The sequence below is a fragment of the Oscillospiraceae bacterium genome (assembly GCA_025757985.1).
Taxonomy (GTDB): domain Bacteria; phylum Bacillota; class Clostridia; order Oscillospirales; family Ruminococcaceae; genus Gemmiger.
This window is the reverse complement of record CP107210.1, coordinates 71040-94611: the sequence shown is the minus strand read 5'-3', so window position 1 is coordinate 94611 and position 23572 is coordinate 71040. Positions and strand designations below refer to the sequence as shown.

General features: G+C 51.6%; 18 protein-coding genes and 2 tRNA genes. 11 read left to right on the top strand and 9 right to left on the bottom strand.

The window, feature by feature from the left end:
* The first annotated feature begins 124 nt into the window (after window positions 1-124).
* From OGM67_00445 to OGM67_00435, 3 genes are all read left to right on the top strand, one after another.
* Window positions 125-201 (top strand) — tRNA-Asn (locus tag OGM67_00445).
* A gap of 30 nt (window positions 202-231) precedes the next feature.
* Window positions 232-308 (top strand) — tRNA-Asn (locus OGM67_00440).
* Window positions 309-775: 467 nt separating this feature from the next.
* A complete protein-coding gene (locus tag OGM67_00435; GenBank protein ID UYJ34855.1) occupies window positions 776-1423 on the top strand; it encodes a SprT-like family protein in 648 nt (215 codons plus the stop codon).
* A 341-nt stretch (window positions 1424-1764) separates the two neighbouring features.
* Here the strand turns inward: OGM67_00435 and OGM67_00430 are convergent, their stop codons facing one another.
* Both OGM67_00430 and OGM67_00425 read right to left on the bottom strand, forming a co-directional pair.
* Window positions 1765-2961, bottom strand: coding sequence for a replication initiation protein (locus OGM67_00430; GenBank protein ID UYJ34854.1), 1197 nt, complete (start codon window positions 2959-2961; stop codon window positions 1765-1767).
* A 1289-nt stretch (window positions 2962-4250) separates the two neighbouring features.
* Window positions 4251-5570: an Ig-like domain-containing protein gene (locus OGM67_00425; protein ID UYJ34853.1), complete on the bottom strand. Its 1320-nt coding sequence runs from the start codon at window positions 5568-5570 to the stop codon at window positions 4251-4253.
* Between the two features lie 259 nt (window positions 5571-5829).
* On the opposite strand from OGM67_00425, the gene OGM67_00420 reads away from it, so the two are divergent.
* Window positions 5830-6081 carry a helix-turn-helix domain-containing protein gene (locus OGM67_00420; GenBank protein ID UYJ34852.1) on the top strand — a complete coding sequence of 84 codons (252 nt, stop codon included), beginning with the start codon at window positions 5830-5832 and terminating at the stop codon, window positions 6079-6081.
* Between the two features lie 568 nt (window positions 6082-6649).
* On the opposite strand, the gene OGM67_00415 is transcribed toward OGM67_00420, so the two are convergent.
* From OGM67_00415 to OGM67_00385, 7 genes are all read right to left on the bottom strand, one after another.
* Window positions 6650-7432: a hypothetical protein gene (locus tag OGM67_00415; protein ID UYJ34851.1), complete on the bottom strand. Its 783-nt coding sequence runs from the start codon at window positions 7430-7432 to the stop codon at window positions 6650-6652.
* Window positions 7429-8172, bottom strand: coding sequence for a transposase (locus OGM67_00410; protein ID UYJ36243.1), 744 nt, complete (start codon window positions 8170-8172; stop codon window positions 7429-7431). The genes OGM67_00415 and OGM67_00410 overlap by 4 nt, the downstream gene beginning before the upstream one ends.
* Before the next feature lie 40 nt (window positions 8173-8212).
* Window positions 8213-9829 carry a DEAD/DEAH box helicase gene (locus OGM67_00405; protein ID UYJ34850.1) on the bottom strand — a complete coding sequence of 539 codons (1617 nt, stop codon included), beginning with the start codon at window positions 9827-9829 and terminating at the stop codon, window positions 8213-8215.
* 19 nt (window positions 9830-9848) lie between these two features.
* Window positions 9849-10220, bottom strand: coding sequence for a hypothetical protein (locus OGM67_00400; protein ID UYJ34849.1), 372 nt, complete (start codon window positions 10218-10220; stop codon window positions 9849-9851).
* Window positions 10207-10938, bottom strand: coding sequence for a hypothetical protein (locus OGM67_00395; GenBank protein UYJ34848.1), 732 nt, complete (start codon window positions 10936-10938; stop codon window positions 10207-10209). The genes OGM67_00400 and OGM67_00395 overlap by 14 nt, the downstream gene beginning before the upstream one ends.
* A gap of 407 nt (window positions 10939-11345) precedes the next feature.
* A complete protein-coding gene (locus tag OGM67_00390; protein ID UYJ34847.1) occupies window positions 11346-12704 on the bottom strand; it encodes a site-specific integrase in 1359 nt (452 codons plus the stop codon).
* 135 nt (window positions 12705-12839) lie between these two features.
* Window positions 12840-14207 (bottom strand): hypothetical protein, encoded by a 1368-nt coding sequence (locus OGM67_00385; GenBank protein ID UYJ34846.1) that lies wholly within the window; start codon window positions 14205-14207, stop codon window positions 12840-12842.
* Window positions 14208-14707: 500 nt separating this feature from the next.
* On the opposite strand from OGM67_00385, the gene sufC reads away from it, so the two are divergent.
* The 7 genes from sufC (at window position 14708) to OGM67_00350 (ending at window position 23429) form a co-directional block, all read left to right on the top strand.
* Entirely contained in the window at window positions 14708-15466 is a 759-nt protein-coding gene (sufC, locus tag OGM67_00380) for a Fe-S cluster assembly ATPase SufC (GenBank protein ID UYJ34845.1), read from the top strand.
* Window positions 15463-16881 (top strand): Fe-S cluster assembly protein SufB, encoded by a 1419-nt coding sequence (sufB, locus tag OGM67_00375; GenBank protein ID UYJ34844.1) that lies wholly within the window; start codon window positions 15463-15465, stop codon window positions 16879-16881. The genes sufC and sufB overlap by 4 nt, the downstream gene beginning before the upstream one ends.
* 156 nt (window positions 16882-17037) lie before the next feature.
* On the top strand, window positions 17038-18120 hold the full coding sequence (locus OGM67_00370) for a SufD family Fe-S cluster assembly protein (protein ID UYJ34843.1): 1083 nt from the start codon (window positions 17038-17040) through the stop codon (window positions 18118-18120).
* Window positions 18104-19315: a cysteine desulfurase gene (locus OGM67_00365; GenBank protein ID UYJ34842.1), complete on the top strand. Its 1212-nt coding sequence runs from the start codon at window positions 18104-18106 to the stop codon at window positions 19313-19315. Before OGM67_00370 ends, OGM67_00365 begins: the two co-directional genes overlap by 17 nt.
* Entirely contained in the window at window positions 19312-19773 is a 462-nt protein-coding gene (locus OGM67_00360; protein ID UYJ34841.1) for an SUF system NifU family Fe-S cluster assembly protein, read from the top strand. The genes OGM67_00365 and OGM67_00360 overlap by 4 nt, the downstream gene beginning before the upstream one ends.
* A 343-nt stretch (window positions 19774-20116) precedes the next feature.
* A complete protein-coding gene (asnB, locus tag OGM67_00355; protein UYJ34840.1) occupies window positions 20117-21967 on the top strand; it encodes an asparagine synthase (glutamine-hydrolyzing) in 1851 nt (616 codons plus the stop codon).
* Window positions 21968-22202: 235 nt separating this feature from the next.
* On the top strand, window positions 22203-23429 hold the full coding sequence (locus OGM67_00350; GenBank protein ID UYJ34839.1) for an ATP-grasp domain-containing protein: 1227 nt from the start codon (window positions 22203-22205) through the stop codon (window positions 23427-23429).
* The last annotated feature ends 143 nt before the right edge of the window (window positions 23430-23572 follow it).

Sequence of the window (23572 nt, the reverse complement as noted above, 5' to 3'; positions counted from 1 at the left end):
CAAGCCGGGCGGAGGGATTTGTCATTTTTTAAAAAAACAGATTTTTTTGAAAAAATCTGTTGACAAACGCCCTGTGCGCCGCTATAATTATATGCGTCGCCTGATGACAGGCGCAGCGTTATATTGCCCCATAGCTCAGTTGGTTAGAGCACCTGACTGTTAATCAGGGTGTCGTCCGTTCAAGTCGGACTGGGGCAGCCATCGCCTTGAGGATTCCTCAGGGCTTTCTATTGCCCCATAGCTCAGTTGGTTAGAGCACCTGACTGTTAATCAGGGTGTCGTCCGTTCAAGTCGGACTGGGGCAGCCAACAAATACCACGATAGAATGTGTTTCACATGTTCTATCGTGGTTATTTTTTTGCCGTTTTGGGATGTTCTGGCCGTTATTTGGCCGTTCCCTGATTTTTTTCTTATTTCCAGTTCTTCGACAACCAACTTTTTCATTTCAAGGCAAAAGGAACAATTTTCTTTTCAAAAATTTTCAAAGGACTTAACATTCGCTTATAGGCAAACTTTCTGGCCGTTAATTTTGGCCGTTATCCTCACCGCACGAAGGCTTTTTGTTGTTCCCGCAACAATCTTAAACCGTATCAGGGAGGCAGTAAAGGCGCTTTCGCGGCATATCCTCGCTTTAACAAATGGGCTGCGGTATTCCACGATCACCTTGACTGCCTCCCTGCTTCGCTTTCGTCCGCTAACGCGGAACAACCCGCAACCCCTTATCCCTCCGGGATACGGATGCCGAGATTGAAAAAACGAAAGCGAGGATACGAAAATGAAAGAAACCGTCAAAACAAGCCGAACTGCAGGTTATCTCGAGAAAATTTTCCGCGCATTGAACGCGAAGTATTTCAACGGCGAATTAGAGGAACCCATCATCACGATACAGAGTACGCCCAAGGCATACGCACATGTTACCATCGGCAAGGCATGGCAACGTGGAGATACTACCCGCAGGGAGTTAAATATCGGGGCAGGAACTCTTGACAGAAGCATTTTCGAAATTGTTGCATCTGAACTCCACGAGTGCATACACATCTACAATATGCAGCGCGGCATACAGGATTGCAGCAGGGGCGGGCAGTATCACAACAAAAAATTCAAAGCCGCCGCCGAAGCCCGTGACCTGAAAATCAGTTATAACCCGCGCATCGGTTGGAGCATAACAGAGCCAACGGAAGCCCTTTGTGAGTTCGTTCTGGAGCAAGGCTGGGACGACATTCGGATGAACCGCATCGAATGTGCCTATACCTCACGCGGAACAGGGGCAGGAAACGCCGTAGGAGGCGCAGGGAGCCCCGGAAAGGGCGCTAATAGCCACAGCATCAAGTATGTCTGCCCCTGCTGTCACAACAGCGTACGCGCCACCAAAGCCGTCAATATCAAGTGTGCAGACTGCGACATGTTGATGGTTGCGCAATAACAAGGACCGGGAGCCGAAAGGCCCCCGGCTTTTTCGTTTCAAAAATTTTGGCCGCAAGCGGCCTTTCCTACGGTCTCCATTGATAATGCTTGGTGACGCTCTATATGTTGTTTTGATATTTAAAATATGGAATCAATATAATATTAGCACGGGTAACGGTTTGTTAGGTCGCCCCTGCTTTTCAACGTTGCTATGAACAAATGATTTTGCAAAAGTTTTTGCATTTTTGCCAAAAAATCCAAATAACTCGCTCAAAATCGTGGCGCTGAACAGCAGACGCAAACAAAAAGCCTAGTGCAGATCATCGTTGACGACTGCACCGGATTTTTGATGTCAACCTTTCAACAGTACTCTATTTTCAAAGCTATGGCGACGACCCGTTTTCCTTTCTTCTCGCAGATTTCATAGTCGAAAGTCACGTCTGATTTCCCGTTCAGGTCGTCTTTAGCCTTATCCAGCACATAGCGCTTGATGTCCGTCCACGTCACCAGCGGGCAGTCTAGAGCTTTTGTAAGCTGCCTAAGGGTGACAGTATAGGGTTGCCCGTTCTGCTCCCGAATACGGTACTCTGGGCGGTGTTCAAGGCAATACGCATACATTCGGGCGCTGTATTTGCTCTTCGTCTCAAGAGGTTTCTCCGCACTGACAACCGCCTGCGCAAAGGCACTGCCGCGTAGCCACTCATTCAAGGAGAGCACAACGCTGTTCCTTTTGATTTGTGCGCCCTGCAGCCAACGGAAGGAGCAGGACATGCTGTTTTCCTCGGCCGGGAGCCAAACCACATTCTCATTCAGTATTTTTGTGATGTCTCTGCGGATTGCCTTTTCCTCTGCCGGAATGCCTCTTGCCTCTGCATAGGCCGTCTTGCTGATTTCAACTTCTGCGGCAAGCCCCTTTTGGGCTGCTGCACTTTCCAGCAGAACACGAAGCAGTTCCTTGTCTCCTGCCGGGATTTTCTGTATGCAGATTTCTGCCGCCTTTTCCGCTCTGACCGGTGGTGTCGTCCGAGGGGCGGGCGCATATTCGCTGCCCGTGCTCTCCGTGAGCGGAAGTTCACCCCGCAGCTGCAGCGCAGCGCGGCGGCAAGCGGCAAACTGAGTCACAGACATTTTGATTTTGCTATAACGATATGCCGCGTAGCAATTCCTGCACAAGCCCTGCGCATAATATTCCTGCTTTCCGCAGCATAGGCAGCTCCTTTCCGAACCATCCGTCTCCTGCTGATTCAGGTGCATTGGCCGCATCAGCTCCCCCGTGCGCAGTTTCCTATTGCGTAAGCTACTGTAACACGCCTGACAGATGCCCCACGCCGCAATCCTGTTTGACGTGCCACACAAATAGCAGATTCCTTTTTTTGTACATGACTTATACTTATTTGCCAATTCTTGCAGTTGCTTCACCACATCGCCGCTTCTTTTCAAGTCCTCCGGCTGGCATGTTCCCCGGCCGTTGCCACCAAAGTAGACGCAAATCGCATTCCATTCCGCATCTGTAAGGTAACTCTGCGGCGGTCGCGGCGCGTTATCGTATTCAGTCATTGCAAATCTCCTCAAACATTTTCCCCATTGTAGCATATTCCCAGCGAAAAATAAAGAGACGTCTTGCCTTTTAGACGCAATTTATCTTCTTATTTCCTGTGTGCAGCAAAAATAACGAGAAGCATGTTGTTTTTACTTAAACTTCTCCTTTTTAAATAATCAAGATTAACCGCTATTATTTTATGCAATTTCTCTTTTTTCTGTTTTCTCGCAACAAAAAGAGGACGGTGCAGGTCGTCGAAGACGACTGCGCCGTCCCTATTTTTGTGGACAACTTTTATAGCACTTTTGGGGGGATCTGAGTTTTGATGTCAACCTCTCAAAGCATGCCGCTTTCTGTTTTTTTGCGTTTCATCATTAAAAAATCGGGACTGTCCCCATAACTCGTTGAAGTAGCTGTTATAGTGTATTTGCCATTGCTGCAAAGCAACGTTGCCTAGCTTCGCCACGTAGAGGCTACACTAAGAAGCCAACCGCAAAAGCGGTCTTTTTAAATCTACATAGTTGCAACACTCCTAACTATTTATAATTTTTTAGTCTCCCTCTGTTTGGTTTGTTCCACAAGAACTGTATAGTGATAGGTAACAATTCTACGAATAACGCGCGATGTATCGATATCCGATATTTTATCGTTGACTGTTTTCACATAATCATGTAAAATATAAATATCGCCTAACATCTCTCTGTGCCAGATGTTATTCGTACCGCATGGTCATTGTCGGCTATGCGGTTTTCTTTGTTTTCCCCCACTCCGCACCGTGCATGCGACTTTCATCGCACACGGCGCTCCCTCGGTGACTTATCACCGACTTGAGGCCATTGCTCCAACACTCATTACAAGTGCCATCATAACTTCGACCTCTACTTTTCTGCACCGATTCAACTGCTTATTGTTCTTCGTCAGTTTACATCTATTGATGCTCGATACATTTCCCCGTTCCAACAATCCTATCCGTCACATATACCTTTAGGTGCCTGCTATGGGACCGATGACCTTTTTGGCAGCCTTTCGTACGCAAGTCCTTACTTGGCTGCATCATCGACATGCATCGCTGCATGGACTGTATCCCTTTATTTCGCAGGTTCGTCAGACCGAAACGGTCATGCTCACCATGGGTACGGACCACCGGCATATCAGTTGGCTTCATGAGTCAACCTTCTGCCGACTTTACCGAGCTTCACACGATTTGACTTTCGTCATATATCGCATGTCGGAGTTTATGGTAGATATCCCTATCTATCGGATTGTCAGTTCTCCCGCAATTTCTTGCGGTGCGTAATCTTTTCAATTACGAACGAGTCGCACCCTGCGTCCAGTCAATACCGGAGGACTGACCAAAGTTGTCCTCGGGCTTTGCTGTGTCAACATAATTCCCCACTCCCATTCCGCCACCGGAGTTACCACCGCTCGGCTGAGAAGGCTCAGCGGGAGCAGGTGCCGGTGCAGGTGCAGGCTCAGGCACATAAGTGGGCGTGGAAGGAGCGGACGGTGCGGCTGCTGCACCTGCGGAACTGGTAGTTCCACCGTAATTCGTTGCAGGCTTATTCTGCTTAGCTGCAGCCTTATTTACCGTGAGCGCATAATCAGCACTCACATCCCCATCAGACTCGCTGGTTGCCTTGATTGTGGCATTCCCAGCAGCTACTGCAGTTACCTTCCCATTGCTGTCTACCGTGGCAACCTTCTCGTCACTGGATGTCCAGTTGACGGTAGCGTTGGTTGCGTTATCCGGAGTTACAGTAGCGGTAACAGTAACGCTGTTGCCAACGGTCAGGACACCTTCCGTTTTGTTCAAAACAATCTGCTCAACCTTCGTGGTGACGGTAACCTTGGTCTCAGCACTCAGACTATCAGGCACAACACCGAACGAAGAATCGGTAGTGTCTTTCGGCTCAGAGGAAGCTGCGTCGTCAGGGACTTCGGAATCTGCTGCGGAATCAGCAACCTCTGCTTCGGAGGAAGTAACTTCATCTACAACAGGCTTTGCTTCTGCACTCTCTGCAGTAGCGGGGATATCAGCAGTCACATAAGTGGTGATGATGCACTCGCCATCGGCGACTGCGGTTACGACGCCGTTTTCATCGACGGTTGCAACGCTCTCATCACTGGACTCATATGCCAGCTTAACTTCGGTCGCATCCTCGGGCGTCATTTTGGCTCCAAGGGCCTTGCTGTTCTCGCCGTTCGTGACGAGTTCAATGGAATCGGGAGCCTCGACTCCGGTAGGGGTAATCACGACCTTTACGTGGGTCGTAGACGAAATGTTTGCGTCAGAAACGGAAACCGTGATATCAGCCTCACCGGCACCGACTGCAGTTACCAGACCGGTCTCATCAACTGTAGCGACCTCTTCGTCTGAGGAAGTCCAAGTGAGATTCAGTTTGGATGCTGCCTCTGCAATCTTTTCCTGCTCAGCCTTGTCGTCGGTGCCATACTCGATATTGAGCTGCTGAGTTTCACCCTTCTCCATTACAATATCGGTGGGCAGACCAACTGAGGTGATATCAACACCGCAGCCAACCAGACTGACGGCCATCGCGACTGCCATAATCAGGCACGCGATACGGGTGAATGTTCCGGGTGATTTGTGGATTTTTGAAAATTTCATAGGTTTCTTCTCCTTTCGCCGTCGATCTATTGAGGATCGACGGCTTTTTATTTTTAGTGCTCTATGGAGTGCTCTATGGGGACAGGGGATACCGCAAGCGGCATCCCTGTCCCCGATAGCGCAAGGCTCGCGGGAGCATCCTTTATTTAAATTATATCACCCGGAACGTTGCTCTTCAATCCACGGTTTATAAATAGTCGATAATTTTCTGAAAAACCCGCTATCATTATGGTAATTATATAGGCGGGGAGTGATAGAGATGCGCATACAAGAGGCGGTACGGCTGCGCATCCTCCAACTTTGCCGCGAAAAAAACATGACGGTCAATCATCTGGCGGAGGTAAGCGGGGTATCGTCCTCCGCGCTCAAGTTAACCGTTTCTTCTTACGCTCGTGTCAAAAGTACCGGGGTTGTTACGATTAAAAAGCTGTGTCAGGGATTCGGAATTGATTTTGTTGACTTCTTTTCATCAGACCTCTTTGAAAATCTGGACGATGAAGAAGAAGCCTGACGCCTATATTTTGATGTTTACAATTCAAAACCACAACAAAAAAGAGGGTATCACACAAGGTGATGCCCTCTCTTTGCTTGCACACAGGTCGTATAATACCCGCGCGTCTCAATGCTCCACGTCTGGATACGATATCAACCGCGCTTCAGGTATCGGCGCCAACGATCTGTACGCTATTGTGTCTACCTATATATAACCACTAATCGTATAATATGCTGATATTGTCCAAAATCTAATATTCCAATACAGTCTTTGCGGTGAGCTGTGTTTTCCTCCTTTGTCCCTCGGCCATTACGAGTGCAATGCACAATCCTGTACGGGGGCTACTTGCTGTGGATTCTCTAAGTATCCTATTAGTCGCCAATCCCATCTAAGTATCTCCTTTCGGGATGCCCGTGCATCATGGGCGCTAGAACTTATTCACCTTTCAAGGAGCACACAGCATATCGGAGGCTGCTACCCTCCAACACGCCGAGGTCATCGGGAGCTTTCGTTCCCTCTGACCTTATCTATATTATACCCTAACGAGTAGGGATTAAAAATGTAAATGTTTCGATTTCGGCGTCGATTATATTTCGGGACATTCATTGTTTTGAATTGCGTCAAATTCCCGCCAAAAAGCAGGATCGTCTACATCTGCAAAGTCAAACTCGTCGCCATCTGATTCGACCTCTGTCATCGTTTGGCTGTAGGCTGCAATCCTGCGCTGTTCCGCTCTTTCTTTCTCTTCTTTCCGTTTGATTTCCGCTTTGATCTCGCCCTCAATGCATTTTCTGATCGGGTCAGGAATAGCCGAATCCTGCGCTGTAGACAATGGTTTGCCCGCAAAATTGAGGTATACCAATTGCCCGTCACTGTAATAATAGTTGAGGCGCAATGTGTCAATCCGTGCCGTTCCACACCAACCGTTAAAAAGAGGGCGCATATCCCACAGCAAGATTTTGCCGAACCAACTGGCATATCCGTGTGGGCTGTAAGGCTCAAATGCGTCCTGCATCAAGTATCGCAGCTTGGCGAGCATACCCGATTGCGTCGTTGCGCAATAGGTTTCTTTCGCTCCAATTGCAAGGGCATACAACTCGTCAATTGCCTGATCGATGTCGTTTACATAAGCACCGCCCAGCCGAGAACCGCAGATGGGATAATCCCCACTGTATGTCAGGCATGTTTCCGGCGTTTTAATATCCAGCGTATCTGACTTTTCTTTTGCCTCGATGATACCTACCCCATACTCCTTGCCGTCGTAATACAAGCGACCAATAACGCGGAGCGATTTGTCCTCATCACAGTACATTGCGTTGTCAATAATGATACTCGCACGATTGATTTTTTCGCGTGTTTCACTCGTCATAGATCATCCTCCATTTGCAGCAGTAGTCTTTTGATTTCTCCCTTGGAAATTCCTGTAAGTCGGGACAGTTGCGCAAAGCCCAGCCTTTCCTCATTCACAAGGCGACCAAATAGAACGGCCTTGTCCGCGTCCGATAAATTGCGAACTTGGATTGCTGATATGCCGCCTCTATTTTGTATCAGCTGCATTGCGATATCATCGCCCACCTTAACTTTTGAGATGTTAACATCAGAAAAACTTGCAGGATTCAGCTCGCTTTTCTCGTGCCAATTTTTAAGCCATTCCAGTGGGCGGATTTGCAAAGCATATTGTGTCTGCACTTCACACAGACACGTTTGGCGTCCACCAAAATAGTCTCTATAGCTGCTCCACTCATATTGTGCTTGCGTTTTTGTGATTTTTGCAGCAACAGGGTTATTGTGAATATAACGGAGTACCCTCAAGAAGTACCCTGTTGTCACCACAGGTTGACTCGCATATCGATTTTGAAAAAGGCCGCCAACACGATCATATTTGCGATTATAGTACGCCACATAGCGTACAAGCAGCCTTTTCATTGCCAGTTCTAACGCGTCAATGTTGGCTTTGTCTGTTTTAACGAGTAAGTGCACGTGATTGCCCATCAAGCAATAGGCTAAGACTTGAAAGCCCTCGTTTTGTACAAAATTGAGAAAACACAGGAATTGAATACAATCTGCATCATCCAGCATAACCCTTGTTTTATCGATCCCGCGCGTCATAATATGGTACACGCCAGAGGACGAAAGTTTCCGAGCTTTCCTAGGCATCCTGTTTATCCTCCGGCTTCTGCACATGCAGCAGATTTTGAATGATGGACGATGCATCGCCTCGCGTCATCTTCTTAGGATTGATTTTATAATCGGGAGCCAGCCGCTTAATCAGCGATATTTGTTCTGCCGAAACAAGCTGATTGTCCCAACGGCGACGCTCGCTCTTATTCCATAGATAGCTTACGTTTGCATGCTTTTGTTTTAGGTCTTGATATACCCAATCCAGAATAAACTGTGTGGGCATGGGCATTTTGGAGCACGTTTTGTTTTTGTGCAGGTAAACATTGCCGTCAATCAGCGGTTTGCTGATACGATATGTAACGCCCGGAATTTGGAGCAAATAGCCGCCATTCTCCAGCTTAATCCACGCCACATCGTGCAAATCTACACCAACGCCTTTTTCCACAATATCCACCTCCAGTTCCTTTTTAATCCATGTATCCGGGATTTCAGACCCCCGCAGCACTTCAATTTTTTCTTCCTCGTCTTCAATTTTCTCTTGCTTTGCTTTTTCTGGCTTGGGGGTAGGTACATCCTTGCCGATCAGTGATGCGGCAGTGCAAATAGGGTTATCCGATATGCCGACACAATCAATCACCATACAGGACGTTTTACCCGGATAGAGCCGCAATCCACGCCCTACCATCTGAGCATATAGCCCAACATTAGTTGGCGCTACTGGACGAGCAATCAACACCGTCTCTATCATAGGGAGATCAGTCCCCTCGGTAAAAATACCAAAATTGACTAGTATCTTAACTATCCCAAGCCGAAAAGCCTCTAATATCTGCGCACGGTTTGGCGTGTTGGCAGTTACAGCAACAGCAACACCACGCCCATACTTTTTGTTCAGCATAGCAGTAATGTCTTTGACTTCGTCTACGCTTGAGCCAAAAATTATTGTGGGGCCACGTGCATATTTGCTGTACGCCTCCACAACGCCCGCCGCTGTCCCTGACATAACACGGGCAATGTCCGCTTGGTTATAGTCACCGTCTTCCTCAATTTTTACACTGCCCATGTCATATTTTAACGTGACTTGGCGGCACTCCATTGGCAGCAAATAGCCATTATCTATCCCCCACAGAGTATCGCGTTCCGTCAAGATGTCATCAAAAACACAACTCAATCCGACGCCATCACCTCGATGGGCCGTGCCAGTAAAGCCGAAAATCTGTGCAGATGGGAAATATTCCAGCACACGGCGGTATGTTGGGGCCGCCGCATGGTGTGCCTCGTCCACAATGATTGTGTCAATCTCGTACGGATTGTATTTATCCAATCGTCCCACAAGGCTTTGCACTGATGCACTTATTACTGGTTCTCCGTGGGCATGTTTTCCTGCCAAATCAACGCCGCAGGGTAAGTCTTCTAGGTACGTTAGCGGTTGATAAACTAACTCTTCTCTGTGCGAAAGAATCAGGCAGTTGTGGTTGTTATTGAGCACATCCCAACGGATATACTCGGTGTAGATACGTGTTTTTCCAAGCCCCGTTGCCAGGACCATCAACGCCGCTCGACCCTCGTAATTCTGCATTTTTGCGAGATCGACTTGTTGGTAGTCTCGCAGTGGAGGCGGGCTGTCTCTGATATTATTACTTTTCATTTTGCGCCCTCCTTATCAATTAAAACGGGTGACACGGCAAATTTTTGCCATCATCTTGGTCAAGCATCATTCTCGTCTCCATGTATTTTTTGCACATATCCGCTGTCATAACAACATAATGCATGCCAATAACATATTTCCCGTCTTCGCGCTCGTGCCACGCGGTGTGTGGACCACCCATACCCTCAAGCATATAATAGCCATCGTATTGGGTGTTCTTGTATAATGTTTCGACTCGCCAAACACCCGAAAAATTGACGTCTCTGCGGATGTACTTTTCGCTGCACTGCACCCATTGATCGTCATCGAAAACAGATATTCCCTCCGGCGTAATCTGTCTACGACATGCCAACAGGAGCAAATCGAGCTTTGCCCAGTTAGATATTTTCATCTGGTGCGTTCTCCTTTTCTAAATCGGCGATATAGTGATGGATTTTCGACCAGATGTAATCTCGTGCACTGCCGAGGTATTCCTCGAAGTCATCCCAAGCCTCAAACGGATCGTCTTCATACGCGAGTTTTGTGATCTCATACCATTGTTCGTCCTCCTCGTAAACAAAACGAAAATTCACGTCTAGGACAGAAAAACGCCCTTCATACCTAGTACCGATTTTTTTGACATTCGTTATTTCTAACTTAGTATTGTCATAGTAGTAAGTTGCAAAATAGAACTGCACCCACAATAGATGTGTTTCGCGATCATTCTCACCATATTCTATCGCCCTATCGATAATTGCATTGTAGATATAATCCGAGTCATCTACCAACTTGGCGATAAGAGGACTCGTAATATCCGACTCGTTATAGCCCTCGCTTACATTGAGGTACCCGGCCATTTCGTCATCACTAATATATATATCTCTTTTATTCACATCTCTTTCGTTCCCGAATTGGCGAAACCTAAAACTATAACCATCCTCATCAACTGTTATATTGTAAATTCCCTCGAACCAAACATCTTCGATCTCAAGCGTATAATCAACAATTCGATCATCAATAGCTATTGTCCCATCAACATAAATAGAGTCGTCACCTCTGCGAGTGTAAATGCGTTCAACCTTTGTTGCATTCATGTATTTTTCGTATTTTTGCTGCATGTTATCTTCCATTTTTTTGTTCTCCTTTTTAATTGCTTAGTTCTGTTCTTGGTTGCCGATAATAAATACTCCTGCACTGTATCGACATTAACCAGTACACGAGTGCCGTCCATAACGTAGGGGATGGCTCCCTCCTTGACGAGCCGTCTGAGATACGACTCCGTTACGTGTGTGCCGGGGTCATCATTCTTCATTTCTTTCACAGCCCCGGCAATTGTACGGATACGGATGGGTAGTCACCTCCACACGATTACTGTACCGAATCATTTTCTTTATCTTCTCGGTACATCTATATTATACATTTATCCAGCAGGGCATAACACGTAAAATATACCGATTCTTCCTCTATTTCATTTCTTGCCAAAATAAAAGCACCCTCACAAATCCTGTGAAGGTGCTTAAATCACTTAAATCAATTGTTACTGAAGTATGAGGTCCATTGCCTCCGCGGCTTTTGCTGCATTTTGCCGCAACGCATGTGCATAGATCAATGCCGTTGTATGCGGGCTACTATGTCCCAGACTTGCCGTTATCGCGGTTAGAGGGAGACTTTGATCGATTAGCAAAGTTGCCATTGTATGACGTAGGCTGTGCAAATGTACCGGGGGTAAGTCATGTTCTTTTATGATTTTATGGAAACGATGCGTCAGCGTATTAGGACGCATCAATACCCCGTCATAGCCTTCAAAGATGAAGCAATTCGGATTGAACTCCATACCGAGTTGCTTATATTGCTGCATCTGATAATCTCGATACTCGCTTAACGCTTGCATTGCTACATTAGATACCTTAATAATACGCCGGGATGACTTGGTTTTGGGTTCTCCGTAGATTAAGCCTTTATGAGGAATGTACTGGATGCTTGCATGGATATCAATGATATTATGTGCAAAATCAATGTCTTTCCATTTCAACGCCAAAATTTCTTCTCGGCGCATACCTGTATACAGCAAGACCGTTATAGCGGTTCTGTATTTAGGGGGTTCTTCCTGTATTGATGTTAACAATTCAAGAGCTTTTTCTCGTGTTAGACAACAAACATCTTTTTCCTGCATCCGAGGCATTTTAACGCGCTCCATCGGATTTTCTAATATATACTGCTGTTCAACAGCGGTAGACAAAATTGTCGATGTAAGGCGCAAATAATGTTTGACAGTGTTTGCATCTAATGTGTCCGTTTCGTTCTCCAAGAAAATCATTGACACATTAGTATTAAGGGCTTTCGCAATCTGTGTAGCGCTATGCAAGGTGATGTTCTTACCGCTGATCGCGTATTTGATTACGCCTAAATTGAGCTGTGCATCTGCGGCGAAAGCCTTGAGCGTTCTACTTTGCTGTTTGCATTTATCCCTCAGTAATCTGGGATTTCGTGCTCTATATGTAGGGACAATCCGTGTTTGCATGAGGTTGTCACGCATTTTAATCAGATGACTTGGGCGAATTTTATCGAGATACAGATGTCCGATGTTGTCATTAACTCGCGGAAGTAAATCGCGAAAATCAGATACCGTTTTAGGTTTCAAATTTACTTCTGCGTATTCTGCAAACCAAAGTTCGGCATACTCAGAAAATTTCATTCGGCGAACAGAATATAAGCCATTCTTAACATTGATCTCGAAAATTTCCGCTTGTTTTTTTACCTCTTTCTTAATTTTAGCCTCGGACATTCCCGGTTCCGGGGTCCATGTCATACAGCGCTCAATTTGTTTACCATTGCTGTCGTATCCATCATAACACCGAATGCGATAGGAATTTCCTCGTTTAACTATTGTTGCCATTGTAATTGTCGTCCTTTCGCTTTACAGCGGCGGGCGAATCTGTTATACTGATGTTTGAGCCGATATCCGTACGCAGATGCCCGTCTGAGTGTGATTTCGGTTAGCGTCTTGGAGTTGCCGCTCCGGGACGCTTTTTTACTTGCTTTTGCTTGGTCGCCCACGCCTCTTTTTGGGAACGGCCTTATCAATGTTGGTTTGCCAATTCTGATATTCTTCTGGCGAAAGATCTTTCACTTTCTTTTTGCGTTCAAGCTGTAATGCGTCACGCTGATTGTTTATATCTTCTATCGCCTCCTGCAATTGCTGTAATTTTTCCAATTCTTTCGGACTTGAATTTTTCCCCTTTGCCCGTATGATTTCGGCCTTTTCTCGGTACGAATCCCCTTGCGCATCCAATCGCCTCAGCACATTGCGATATTTTCCATTTTCGCCGCTTCGGTTGGCGTCTGATTCTTCTTTTGCAAGTTGCCCGCAAGTCTTACCGTTCGCATGTAAAAAATCGCAATACCTTTTCTTTTTCGTCGATGCAACAAAATATTTTCCGCACTTGGGACATTTTCGCAGAATCAAATCTTTTCGGTATATTATGTAATCTAAAAATGCAAAGCACAATTGGAAGCTATTGCGTATATCGTATGCGCTGGCAATTACTGACCACTGTTCAAGGGTCTTTTCCTTGCTATCTTGACTTGTTGTTTCTCGGAAAACTTCTTTGAGCCATGCAAGGCGGTCAACGGTACCCGCTGTATCTCTGCGGAATAGTGCCTCAATATACTTTTGCGGCATTATTTCATTTGTTGAAAAAGGCAAGAATGGGCTGTACGTCCATAATTCCAAATCCGAAAACACACGCTTGCAGGCAGTGGATGATATCGCATCCGTTAAATACGCATGGTATACATCCCATGTCGGTTTGCAGGATTCTGTGCAACCCTCTTCTAATGTAATCGCATCAAGCAGCAACCTAAGTGTCTCATATGCTTTCTCAATTTCCTGCCACGCAGGGTCTAATTTGCTGTAATCATGCATTCCCAAAAACAATATTAGGCTTTCGAGTTGGTTGTTACCGGCGCTAACGTCTTTGATCGGCATGATTGTAGCCAGCACCTTATCAATAGGAACACCGTGTGAGATACCAAACCGTACCTGTAACCATTCTGCACAGTATTCCAGATCGGTCGGTTCCACTCTATCCCGATAGACTGCGTACCATGATTGTAGACCTCTATCCTTATATTCCTTTATAACGTTTCGCCGATGCTGCATTGCCGCTTGCAGTGAGTTCCGCGCAGCGTTAAATGCCGCCCCTAGTGGCAAAGGGGAAATTTGGTCGTCTCGATACAATGAGCCACGCTCTACATCTATATACTCGTCTTTGCCTGTATTTTTAGATGCCTTTGCGAGCTGGGGCATCCAAGTATCCACATCTGCAATATCTACATCAAAAAAATCATATAATGCCCCTCGTGCTGATTGCGTTACCGCAATATCGTACATATCCATAATAGACCTCCTTTCTTAATTTGAGCAGAAATAAAATTATTTTGATTTCTGTTCCCTTATTATACATCACACATACCGTACTGTCAATATGTTCTCTACGGCAAGCGCCTCTTTTCTGGCCGTTATCTGGCCGTGCAAGTTATTAAAAGGTTTTGCATGATATTCTTCGGGAAAGCAAAACATAGACGATTTAACGGCGAACGTTGACTCATGCGAGACAATGTATCAAGATGTTTCAAAATACATGTATAACTGTTAATCAGGGTGTCGTCCGTTCAAGTCGGACTGGGGCAGCCATCAAGGCTTGAAGCTTCTGCTTCAAGCCTTTTTCTTTTGCCTCGCTGCTGAAAATTGGCCGATTTAGGACTTCTGTGTCAATTTCTTGCGGTTTCCTCTTGCAATCCCTATAAAAATAGTATAGTATAGTTCGGTAGAGCAAAACTATCCGGGGGGCTTCCTGCCCATATCCCGGTTTTATACCACTTGGAGGTGTTTTTTCCATGAGCAGTCCGCTGCTGGAAGTCAAAGATTTACAGGTCATCGTTGGGGAGGAGCAAAAGGTCCTTCTTGATGGGCTGAACCTGACGGTGAACGCCGGTGAGACCCATGTTCTGATGGGCCATAATGGCGCCGGTAAGTCCACCCTTATGAGCGCCCTGATGGGTGATCCCCGCTATACCGTGACCCGCGGCCAGATCCTCTTCCGCGGTCAGGATGTTACCCATGAGACTGCCGATGTCCGCGCGCGCGCTGGCATGTTCCTCTCCTTCCAGACGCCGGAGGAGATCCCCGGCATCACGCTGGAGAGTTTCCTGCGCACGGCAGCCGGTGCCATTGCAGGCAAGCCCGTCAAGGTCATGAAGTTCCGCCATGAGATGGCCGCCCAGATGGAAGCGCTGAACATGGACCCGTCCTACGCCGACCGCTATCTGAATGTCGGCTTCTCCGGCGGCGAGAAGAAGAAGGCCGAGATCTTGCAGCTGCTCATGCTCAAGCCCAGCCTTGCTCTGCTCGATGAGACTGATTCCGGCCTCGATGTGGACGCCGTCAAGACGGTGGCCAGCGGCATCAAGGCCTACCACAACGCCGACAACGCCCTGATCATCATCACCCACAACGCCAAGATTCTTGAGGGCCTGCAGGTCGATTATGTCCATGTGCTGGACGATGCCCGCATCGTGCGCACCGGTGACGGCAGTCTTGTCAATGAGATCATTGAGGAAGGCTTCACCGCCCTGAAGGAGGACGAAGCCAAATGAGAGCCTTCGAGACTGAAAAGACCGAGATTGCCGAGGTCGACCGCAGTGTCTACGACATCAAGGACAAGGTCAACGCAGCGTTCGAGGTCAACTCCGGCCTGACGGCAGAGATCGTGGAAAAGATCTCGGAGGAAAAGCACGATCCCGAGTGGATGCGTGAGTTCCGCCTGAAGGCGCTGGACACCTACAACCGGATGTCCCTGCCCACCTGGGGCCCCTCGCTGGAGGGGCTGGACATGAGCAACATCGTCACCTATGTGCGTCCCAACACCGAGATGCGCGGCAAATGGAGCGAAGTGCCTGACGACATCAAGAACACCTTTGAGCGTCTGGGCATCCCGCAGGCCGAGCGTTCGAGTCTGGCCGGCGTGGGTGCGCAGTACGACTCCGAGGTCGTTTACCACAATGTAAAAGAGGAAGTTGCCGCGCAGGGTGTCATCTACACCGATATAGAGAGCGCGCTGACCGGCCCCTACGCCGATATGGTGAAGGAGCATTTCATGAAGTGCGTGCCCCCCACCGACCACAAGTTTGCGGCGCTGCATGGTGCCGTGTGGAGCGGCGGCTCGTTTGTCTATGTTCCCGCAGGCGTGCATGTGGATATTCCGCTGCAGTCCTATTTCCGGCTGAATGCCCCGGGTGCCGGCCAGTTTGAGCACACCCTTATCATTGTGGACAAGGGTGCCTACCTGCACTTTATCGAGGGCTGCTCTGCCCCGAAGTACAATGTGGCCAACCTGCATGCAGGCTGCGTGGAGATTTTCGTCGGCGAGGGTGCGCGCGTGCGCTACTCCACGATTGAAAACTGGTCCAAAAACATGTACAACCTGAACACCAAGCGCGCCCGCGTGGAAAAAGGCGGCACGATCGAGTGGGTATCCGGTTCCTTCGGCTCCCACACGGGCTGCCTGTACCCGATGAGCGTGCTGCAGGGCGAGGGTGCCCGCATGGAGTTCACCGGCATCACCTTTGCGGGTGCCGGGCAGGATCTGGACACCGGTGCCAAGGTCGTGCATGCGGCCCCCAACACCACCAGCCACATTTCCACCAAGAGCATCGCCCGCGACGGCGGCGTCTCCAACTTCCGCTCCTCCGTTGTGGTGCTGCCCAACGCTGCGGGCAGCAAGTCCAGCGTGAGCTGCGAGTCCCTGATGCTGGATGACCGCAGCCGCTCCGACACGATCCCCGCCATGGACATCCGCTGCGATGCCGTGGATGTCGGCCACGAGGCCAAGATCGGGCGCATCAGCGAGGAGGCCATCTTCTACCTGATGAGCCGCGGCATGACTGAGGAGGACGCCCGCGCCCTGATCGTCGGCGGCTTTGCCGAGCCCATCGCCAAGGAGTTGCCGCTGGAATACGCGGTGGAGATGAATAACCTGATTCATCTGGAGATGAAGGGAAGCATTGGGTAAAGATAATAGATAATAAATAAAAGATAAGAATTATGGTGGAGTTTTTGCCAAAGGCAAAAACAAAATTTTATGTGTGCTTCAGCACACATTCCACATTTTTTATTATCTATTATCTTTTATCTCTTATCTTACAACTGCTAATAAGGTGATATTGCTATGACTACAACCATGAACCGCCTGCCGGTTTCCACTTGGAACCCGCTGGGCGTGAATTATGCGCCGGCATCGGCGGCACTGCCCACTGTGCCCGCTGACGGCTGGGCCAAGGCGGAGATCCTCTCCCCTGCCCTGCCTGCCGGTGTGACCGCCCCTGCCGAGGCTGACTTTACTGATTTTGCCGCCAGCGGCATGGGTGCCGAGACCGATGCCTGGCTGGCCGAGAACGCCAACCTTGTGAACCATCTGGCCGTTTCCGGCACCGCCGATGCGCCCGTTGTGTTTGAGAATACACTGGACGCCGACCACCCCCACGCACTGACCTGCCTGACCATTGATGCTGCCGAGGGCAGCAGCCTGACCGTTGTGCAGGTCGTGCGCGGCGATGCCGTGGACGGCGTTTCCGCCAACCTGACCCGCATCCGCGCTGCTGAGGGTGCGCATGTCGTTCTGGTTCAGGTCCAGCTGCTGGGCAGCCATGCCCGCCGCTGGAACGCCGTTTCCATTGAGCAGGGCACCTCCGCCCGGGTCGAGCAGGTCCGCATTGAGCTGGGCGGCGCAGTCGTTGCCTGCGGCACCCGCACCCTGCTGAACCACAACAAGTGCGAGTATGACCTTGACGCCGTGTATTTCGGCCATGGCAGCGATGTGCTGGACTTCAACGATGTCTCTGTCCACACCGGCAAGGATACACTGTGCGAGATGCACACCGCCGGTGTGCTGACCGGCCACGCCGACAAGATCCTGCGCGGCACGGTGGATTTTCAGCGCGGTGCCAAGCGCGGTGTCGGCCATGAGAGCGAGGATGTGCTGCTGTTCAGCCCCAACGCCCGCAACCGTACCGCCCCCCTCATCCTCTGCGGTGAGGAGGAGGTCGAGGGCCAGCACGCTGCCAGCGTGGGCCGCCTTGACGAGAACAAGCTGTATTATCTGCGCTCCCGCGGGTTGAGCGAGGCACAGGCCCGCCGCCTGATGGTGGATGCCCGCTTTGCCCCCGCCATTGACAAGATCCCGCTGGAGAGCCTGCAGGACGAGGTGCGTGAAAATGTTGCAGGGAGGCTCAACGATGAATTGGACAGCTGATTTCCCCATTCTGGCTGCCGATGAAAACGGCAAGCGCCTTGTCTATCTGGACAGCGCCGCCACCACCCAGCACCCCACGCAGGTTCTGAACGCAGTGGTCAACTACTATACTAAAGAAAACGCAAACCCCCACCGCGGCGTTTACGAGCTGGCGATGCGTGCCACCGATGCCCACGAGGGTGCGCGCCATACCGTGGCGCAGTTCTTCAACGCCGAGGACGATGAGATCGTCTTTACCCAGAACACGACCGAGAGCCTGAACCTGATCGCCTACAGCTACGGCATGAATTTCCTGCATGAGGGCGATGAAATTGTCATCTCTGTGGCAGAGCATCACTCCAACATGGTGCCGTGGCAGCGCGTGGCCAAGGCCACCGGCGCAAAGCTCGTCTATATGTATCCCGGCGAGAACGGCCGCCTGACGACCGAGGAACTGGACAGGAAAATCACCAGCAAAACCAAGGTTGTCGCCGTGGCGATGGTCTCGAATGTTCTGGGCCTGCGCGCCCCCGTGGAGGAGATCGTCAAGCGCGCCCATGCCGTGGGTGCTGTGGTGGTGCTGGACTGCGCACAGAGCGCCCCCCACACCCCCGTGGATGTCAAAAAACTGGATGTGGATTTTGCCGCCTGCTCTGCCCACAAGCTGTACGCCCCCATGGGCGTGGGCGCCCTGTACGCCCGTGCGGAGCTGCTGGAAAAGATGCCCCCCTTCCTGAGCGGCGGCGATATGATCGCCGCTGTGCATGAGAGCGGCGCCACCTGGGCCGATGGCCCCCGCAAGTTTGAGGCCGGCACCCGCAACGTCGGCGGTGAGGTCGGCTTTGCCGCCGCCATCGACTACATGAACGGCATCGGCTGGCAGGCCATGGAGGCGCACGAGCATGCGCTGCTGGACCGTATGCTGGCCGGTATGCGCGCCATGCCGTGGCTGACTGTCTACGGTGAGCCTGTGGCAGACGGCCGCTACGGCGTTGTCAGCTTCAATGTCAACGAGGTCCATCCCCACGATGTAGCCACCATCCTTGATGCAGGCGGCGTGGCTGTCCGCGCCGGGCATCACTGCGCCCAGCCCCTGATGGAGTTTTTGGGCATCGGCAGCTGCTGCCGCGCCAGCGTAGCCATCTACAACACCGCCGAGGATGTGGATGCCCTGCTGGAAAATCTTGAAAATGTCAGAAAGGTGATGGGCCTGTGAACCTGAACGAACTGTATACCCAGATCATTACCGAGAACAGCCGCAGCAAGGAGAACCGCCACCCTGTCGAGGGGGCGACCCACAGTCTGGAGGGTGTCAACCCCAGCTGCGGGGATGACATCACGCTGCAGCTGCGCGTGAAGGACGGCAAGATCGAGGACGCCGGCTTTATCGGCAGCGGCTGTGCGATCTCGCAGGCCTCCGCCTCATTGATGATTGACCTTGTGAAGGGCCGCACCGTGGAGGATGCGCACCGCCTCATCAGCCTGTATTTCCAGATGATCAAGGGCAAGATCACCCCCGAGGAGCTGGACGATCTTGAGGATGTGGCCGCCCTGCAGGGCATTGCCCATGTCCCCGCCCGCGTCAAGTGCGCGGTGCTTGCCTGGCACACGCTGGAGGAAGCGCTGGACGGCGAGGGCAAAACCGATAAGGTTACGACCGAGGATAAAGAGTAAAATTTCATGATAACCCCGCAGCAAGCCACTTGTGCTTTGCTGCGGGGTTTTGTTGTATATCTGTAGGGGCGGGGCTCTGCTCCGCCCGTGCCCGCTTGCGGCAGGGTGAACTTTTCAGGCGCATATGGAATGCGCCCCTGCGGTTGTAGGGGTCGGCGTCCCCGACGACCCGCAAACATAGTGGCTGCGGCAGCTTACCGGGCGGAGCAGAGCCCCGCCCCTACATTTTGCTGAATATTTTACGGGCATACTTTTCTTTTCCCTGCATCTGTGGTACAATATACAAATATATAAGTAAAATTCTGTCTAATTGTTCTATAGATAAAACGAAAGGGAAATTACCATGTGTGGCTTTGTTGGCTTTACCGGCCTGCGTGAACAGCGCGAGGCCATCCTGCACAGAATGGCAGACCGCATCATCCACCGCGGCCCCGATATGGAGGGCTACCATATCAGCGGCAATGACCCCCGCAGCGCCATCGCGCTGGGCTTCCGCCGTCTGAGCATCATCGACCTGGCCGCAGGCAAACAGCCCATGTACAATGAGGACGGCACCGTTGTCTGCGTGTTCAACGGCGAGATCTACAATTTTATGGAGCTGCGCACCGCGCTGCAGGCCAAGGGCCACATCTTCCAGACCCACTGCGACACCGAGGTCATCCTGCACGGCTATGAGGAGTACGGCACAAAGCTGGCCGGTATGCTGCGCGGCATGTTTGCCTTTGTCGTGTGGGATACGAAAACCAACGAGATGTACGGCGCACGCGACATTTTCGGCATCAAGCCGTTCTACTACACCCAGACCGAGGCGGGTGAGCTGCTGTTCGGCAGCGAAATCAAGAGCCTGCTGGAGCACCCCGGCTTCCGCCGGGAGGTCAACGCCGAGGCGCTGCGCCCCTACCTGACCTTCCAGTACAGCGCCATGAACGAGACCTTCTTCAAGGGCACCTACAAGCTGCCCCCTGCCCACTGGTTCACCTACAAGGACGGCAAAATGCAGATCGAGCGGTACTGGGACGCCGATTTCCGCCACCCCACGACGCTTTCTTATGAGCAGTGCGCCGATCAGATCGACGCCCGCGTGCGGGAGAGCGTGGCCGCCCACCGCATCAGCGATGTCAAGGTCGGCTCCTTCCTGTCCGGCGGCGTGGATTCCAGCTATATCACGGCCTGCCTGATGCCCGATGAGACCTTCTCGGTCGGCTTTGCCAGCCCGGACGGCACCCACAAATTTGACGAAACGACCGAGGCCGGGGAGCTTTCCGACAAGCTCGGCATCAAGAACTACCGCGAGATGCTGACCAAGGAGCAGTGCCTTGACGCCTTTGCGGATATTCAGTATCACATGGACGAGCCGCAGTCCAACCCGTCCAGCGTGCCGCTCTACTTCCTGTGCCAGCTGGCGCGCCAGCATGTCACGGTCGTGCTCTCCGGCGAGGGCGCTGATGAGATCTACGCCGGTTACGAGTGGTACGCCGACACCCCGCTGATGCAGAAGTACAAGCGCCTGCCCGCACCGCTGCGCCATCTGGCCAGCGATGTGAGCCAGCAGCTGCCCTACTTTAAGGGGCACGACTTTATCATCAAGGGCAGCGGCCGCCCGGAGGACTGGTTCATTGGGCAAGCCCATGTCTTTGAGGAAAAGGACGCCTATGACATCCTGAAGCCGAAGTATCGTGTCGGCCCCACCGCCCGCGAGGTCGCCGCGCCGATCTATGACCGCGTGAAGGATCTGAGCGAGTTGGAAAAGAAGCAGTACCTCGATCTGAACCTCTGGCTGCCCGGCGATATTCTTTTGAAGGCCGACAAGATGAGCATGGCGCACAGTCTGGAGCTGCGCGTGCCCTATCTGGACCGTGAGGTCCTGCGCGAGGCCGAGTGCTACCCCGACAGCTACAAGCTGCGCGGCGATACCAAGGCCGTGCTGCGCATCGCCGCCAACAAGACCCTGCCTGATGCCTGGGCCAACCGCACGAAGAAGGGTTTCCCGGTGCCGATTGCCAAGTGGCTGGAAGACCCGGAATTTTCCGCCAAGGTGCGCAAGAGCTTTACCAGCGATGTAGCGGCCGAGTATTTCGATCAGGACAAGCTAGTCGCCATGCTGGCCGACCCCAAGCACGAGCGCCGCAAGATCTGGACTGCCTACACGTTCTTAACGTGGCATGAGCAGTTCTTTGAGAAGTTTGATGCGTGATTTATAAAGCCTTCCCCTGCGGGGCTGCGCCCGCAGGCGCGTGTCGGAGCGCAACCGCCGTAGGCGGCTCTTGGCGCGTAGACTGAAGGTGGCCCGTAAGGGCCGGATGAGGGGCAGCGTTCCCCCGCCCCCCTGTAACGGGCAGCCACGACAGGTCGCCCCTCATCAGTCCGCTTCGCGGACAGCTTCCCCCGAGGGGGAAGCCTATTTTAGAAAATTGGAGATGTACTTTCCCATGTCCGACATTATCCCTGTATTCCTTGGTGCAGACCTGAACTGCTACAACTTTGCCCGCGCATTCCATGAGGCCTACGGCGTGGAGAGCTACGCCTACGGCCGCTACCCGATGGCACCGACAAAGTATTCCAAGCTCATACACTTTACCACCGTGCCCGATATGGACAACGAGGATACCATGCTGCGTATTCTGCATGACTTTGCCGCACAGCATAAGGGTAAGCGCCTTTACCTGTTTGGCTGCACCGATGACTACGCCGCCATGATCATCCGCCGCAAGGCCGAGCTGACCGAGTATATTGCCCCCGGCCCTGCCGCCGACCTGTACGGCTCGATCCAGAAAAAGGCCGAGTTCTACGAGGTCTGCGACAAGTTCGGCATCCCCTACCCGGACACCAAGATCCTGACTGCCCCGGTGGCCGCCGCCGAGCTGACCGAGGATAAGCTGGGCTTTGCCTATCCCATCATCGTAAAGCCGTCCTCCAGCGTTGACTACTGGAAGCACCCCTTTGACACGATGAAGAAGGTCTACACCGCAGCCACCCCCGCCGAGGCCGCCGAGATCGTGAAAACCATTTACGCCAGCGGCTACCCGGACCGCATGGTCCTGCAGAAGATGGTGCCGGGCGGCGATGACCACATGCGGGTGCTGACCGCCTTCTCGGACGAGAACGGCAAGGTCCGCGCGATGTGCTTAGGGCACACGATGGTCGAGGAGCACACCCCCCACGGCTTGGGCAACCACGCCGCCATCGTCAGCGAGGATACGACCTCCCTGCCGCTGGTCGAGAATATCTGCAAAATGCTGGAGGCCTGCCACTACACCGGTTTTTCCAACTTTGACATCAAGTACAGCGGCACCCCCGGCGACTACCGCGTGTTTGAGATCAACCTGCGTCAGGGCCGCAGCAACTACTATGTCACGGCCACCGGCATGAACATTGCCAAGCTGGTCGTGGAAAAGTGGAGCGACGGCGGCACAGACTGTGTGCTGAACAAGAACGAGGTGTTCTGGCATCATGTGCCGGCGCAGGTAGCCTTCACCTACACCGAGGATAAGGATCTCGTTGCCCGCGCCAAGGCGCTGAAGGCACAGGGCAAGGAGGCCTGCTCGCTGCTCTACAAGCCGGACCTTATGTGGAACCCGGTGCGCTACGCCTGCGTGCTGGAGCAGCTGAGAAGGCAGTTTAAGAAGTTTAAGACATATTACCCGGTACAGAAGTAAGGGAGAAGGCTTCTCCCTTTAGGGAGAAGCTGTCCGCGAAGCGGACTGATGAGGGGCATGTCTGCCGATGCACCCCGTAAGCGGGCGGCCACGATACCCCGCCCCTCATCCGGCCTCGCAGGCTCGGCCACCTTCCCCCTCAG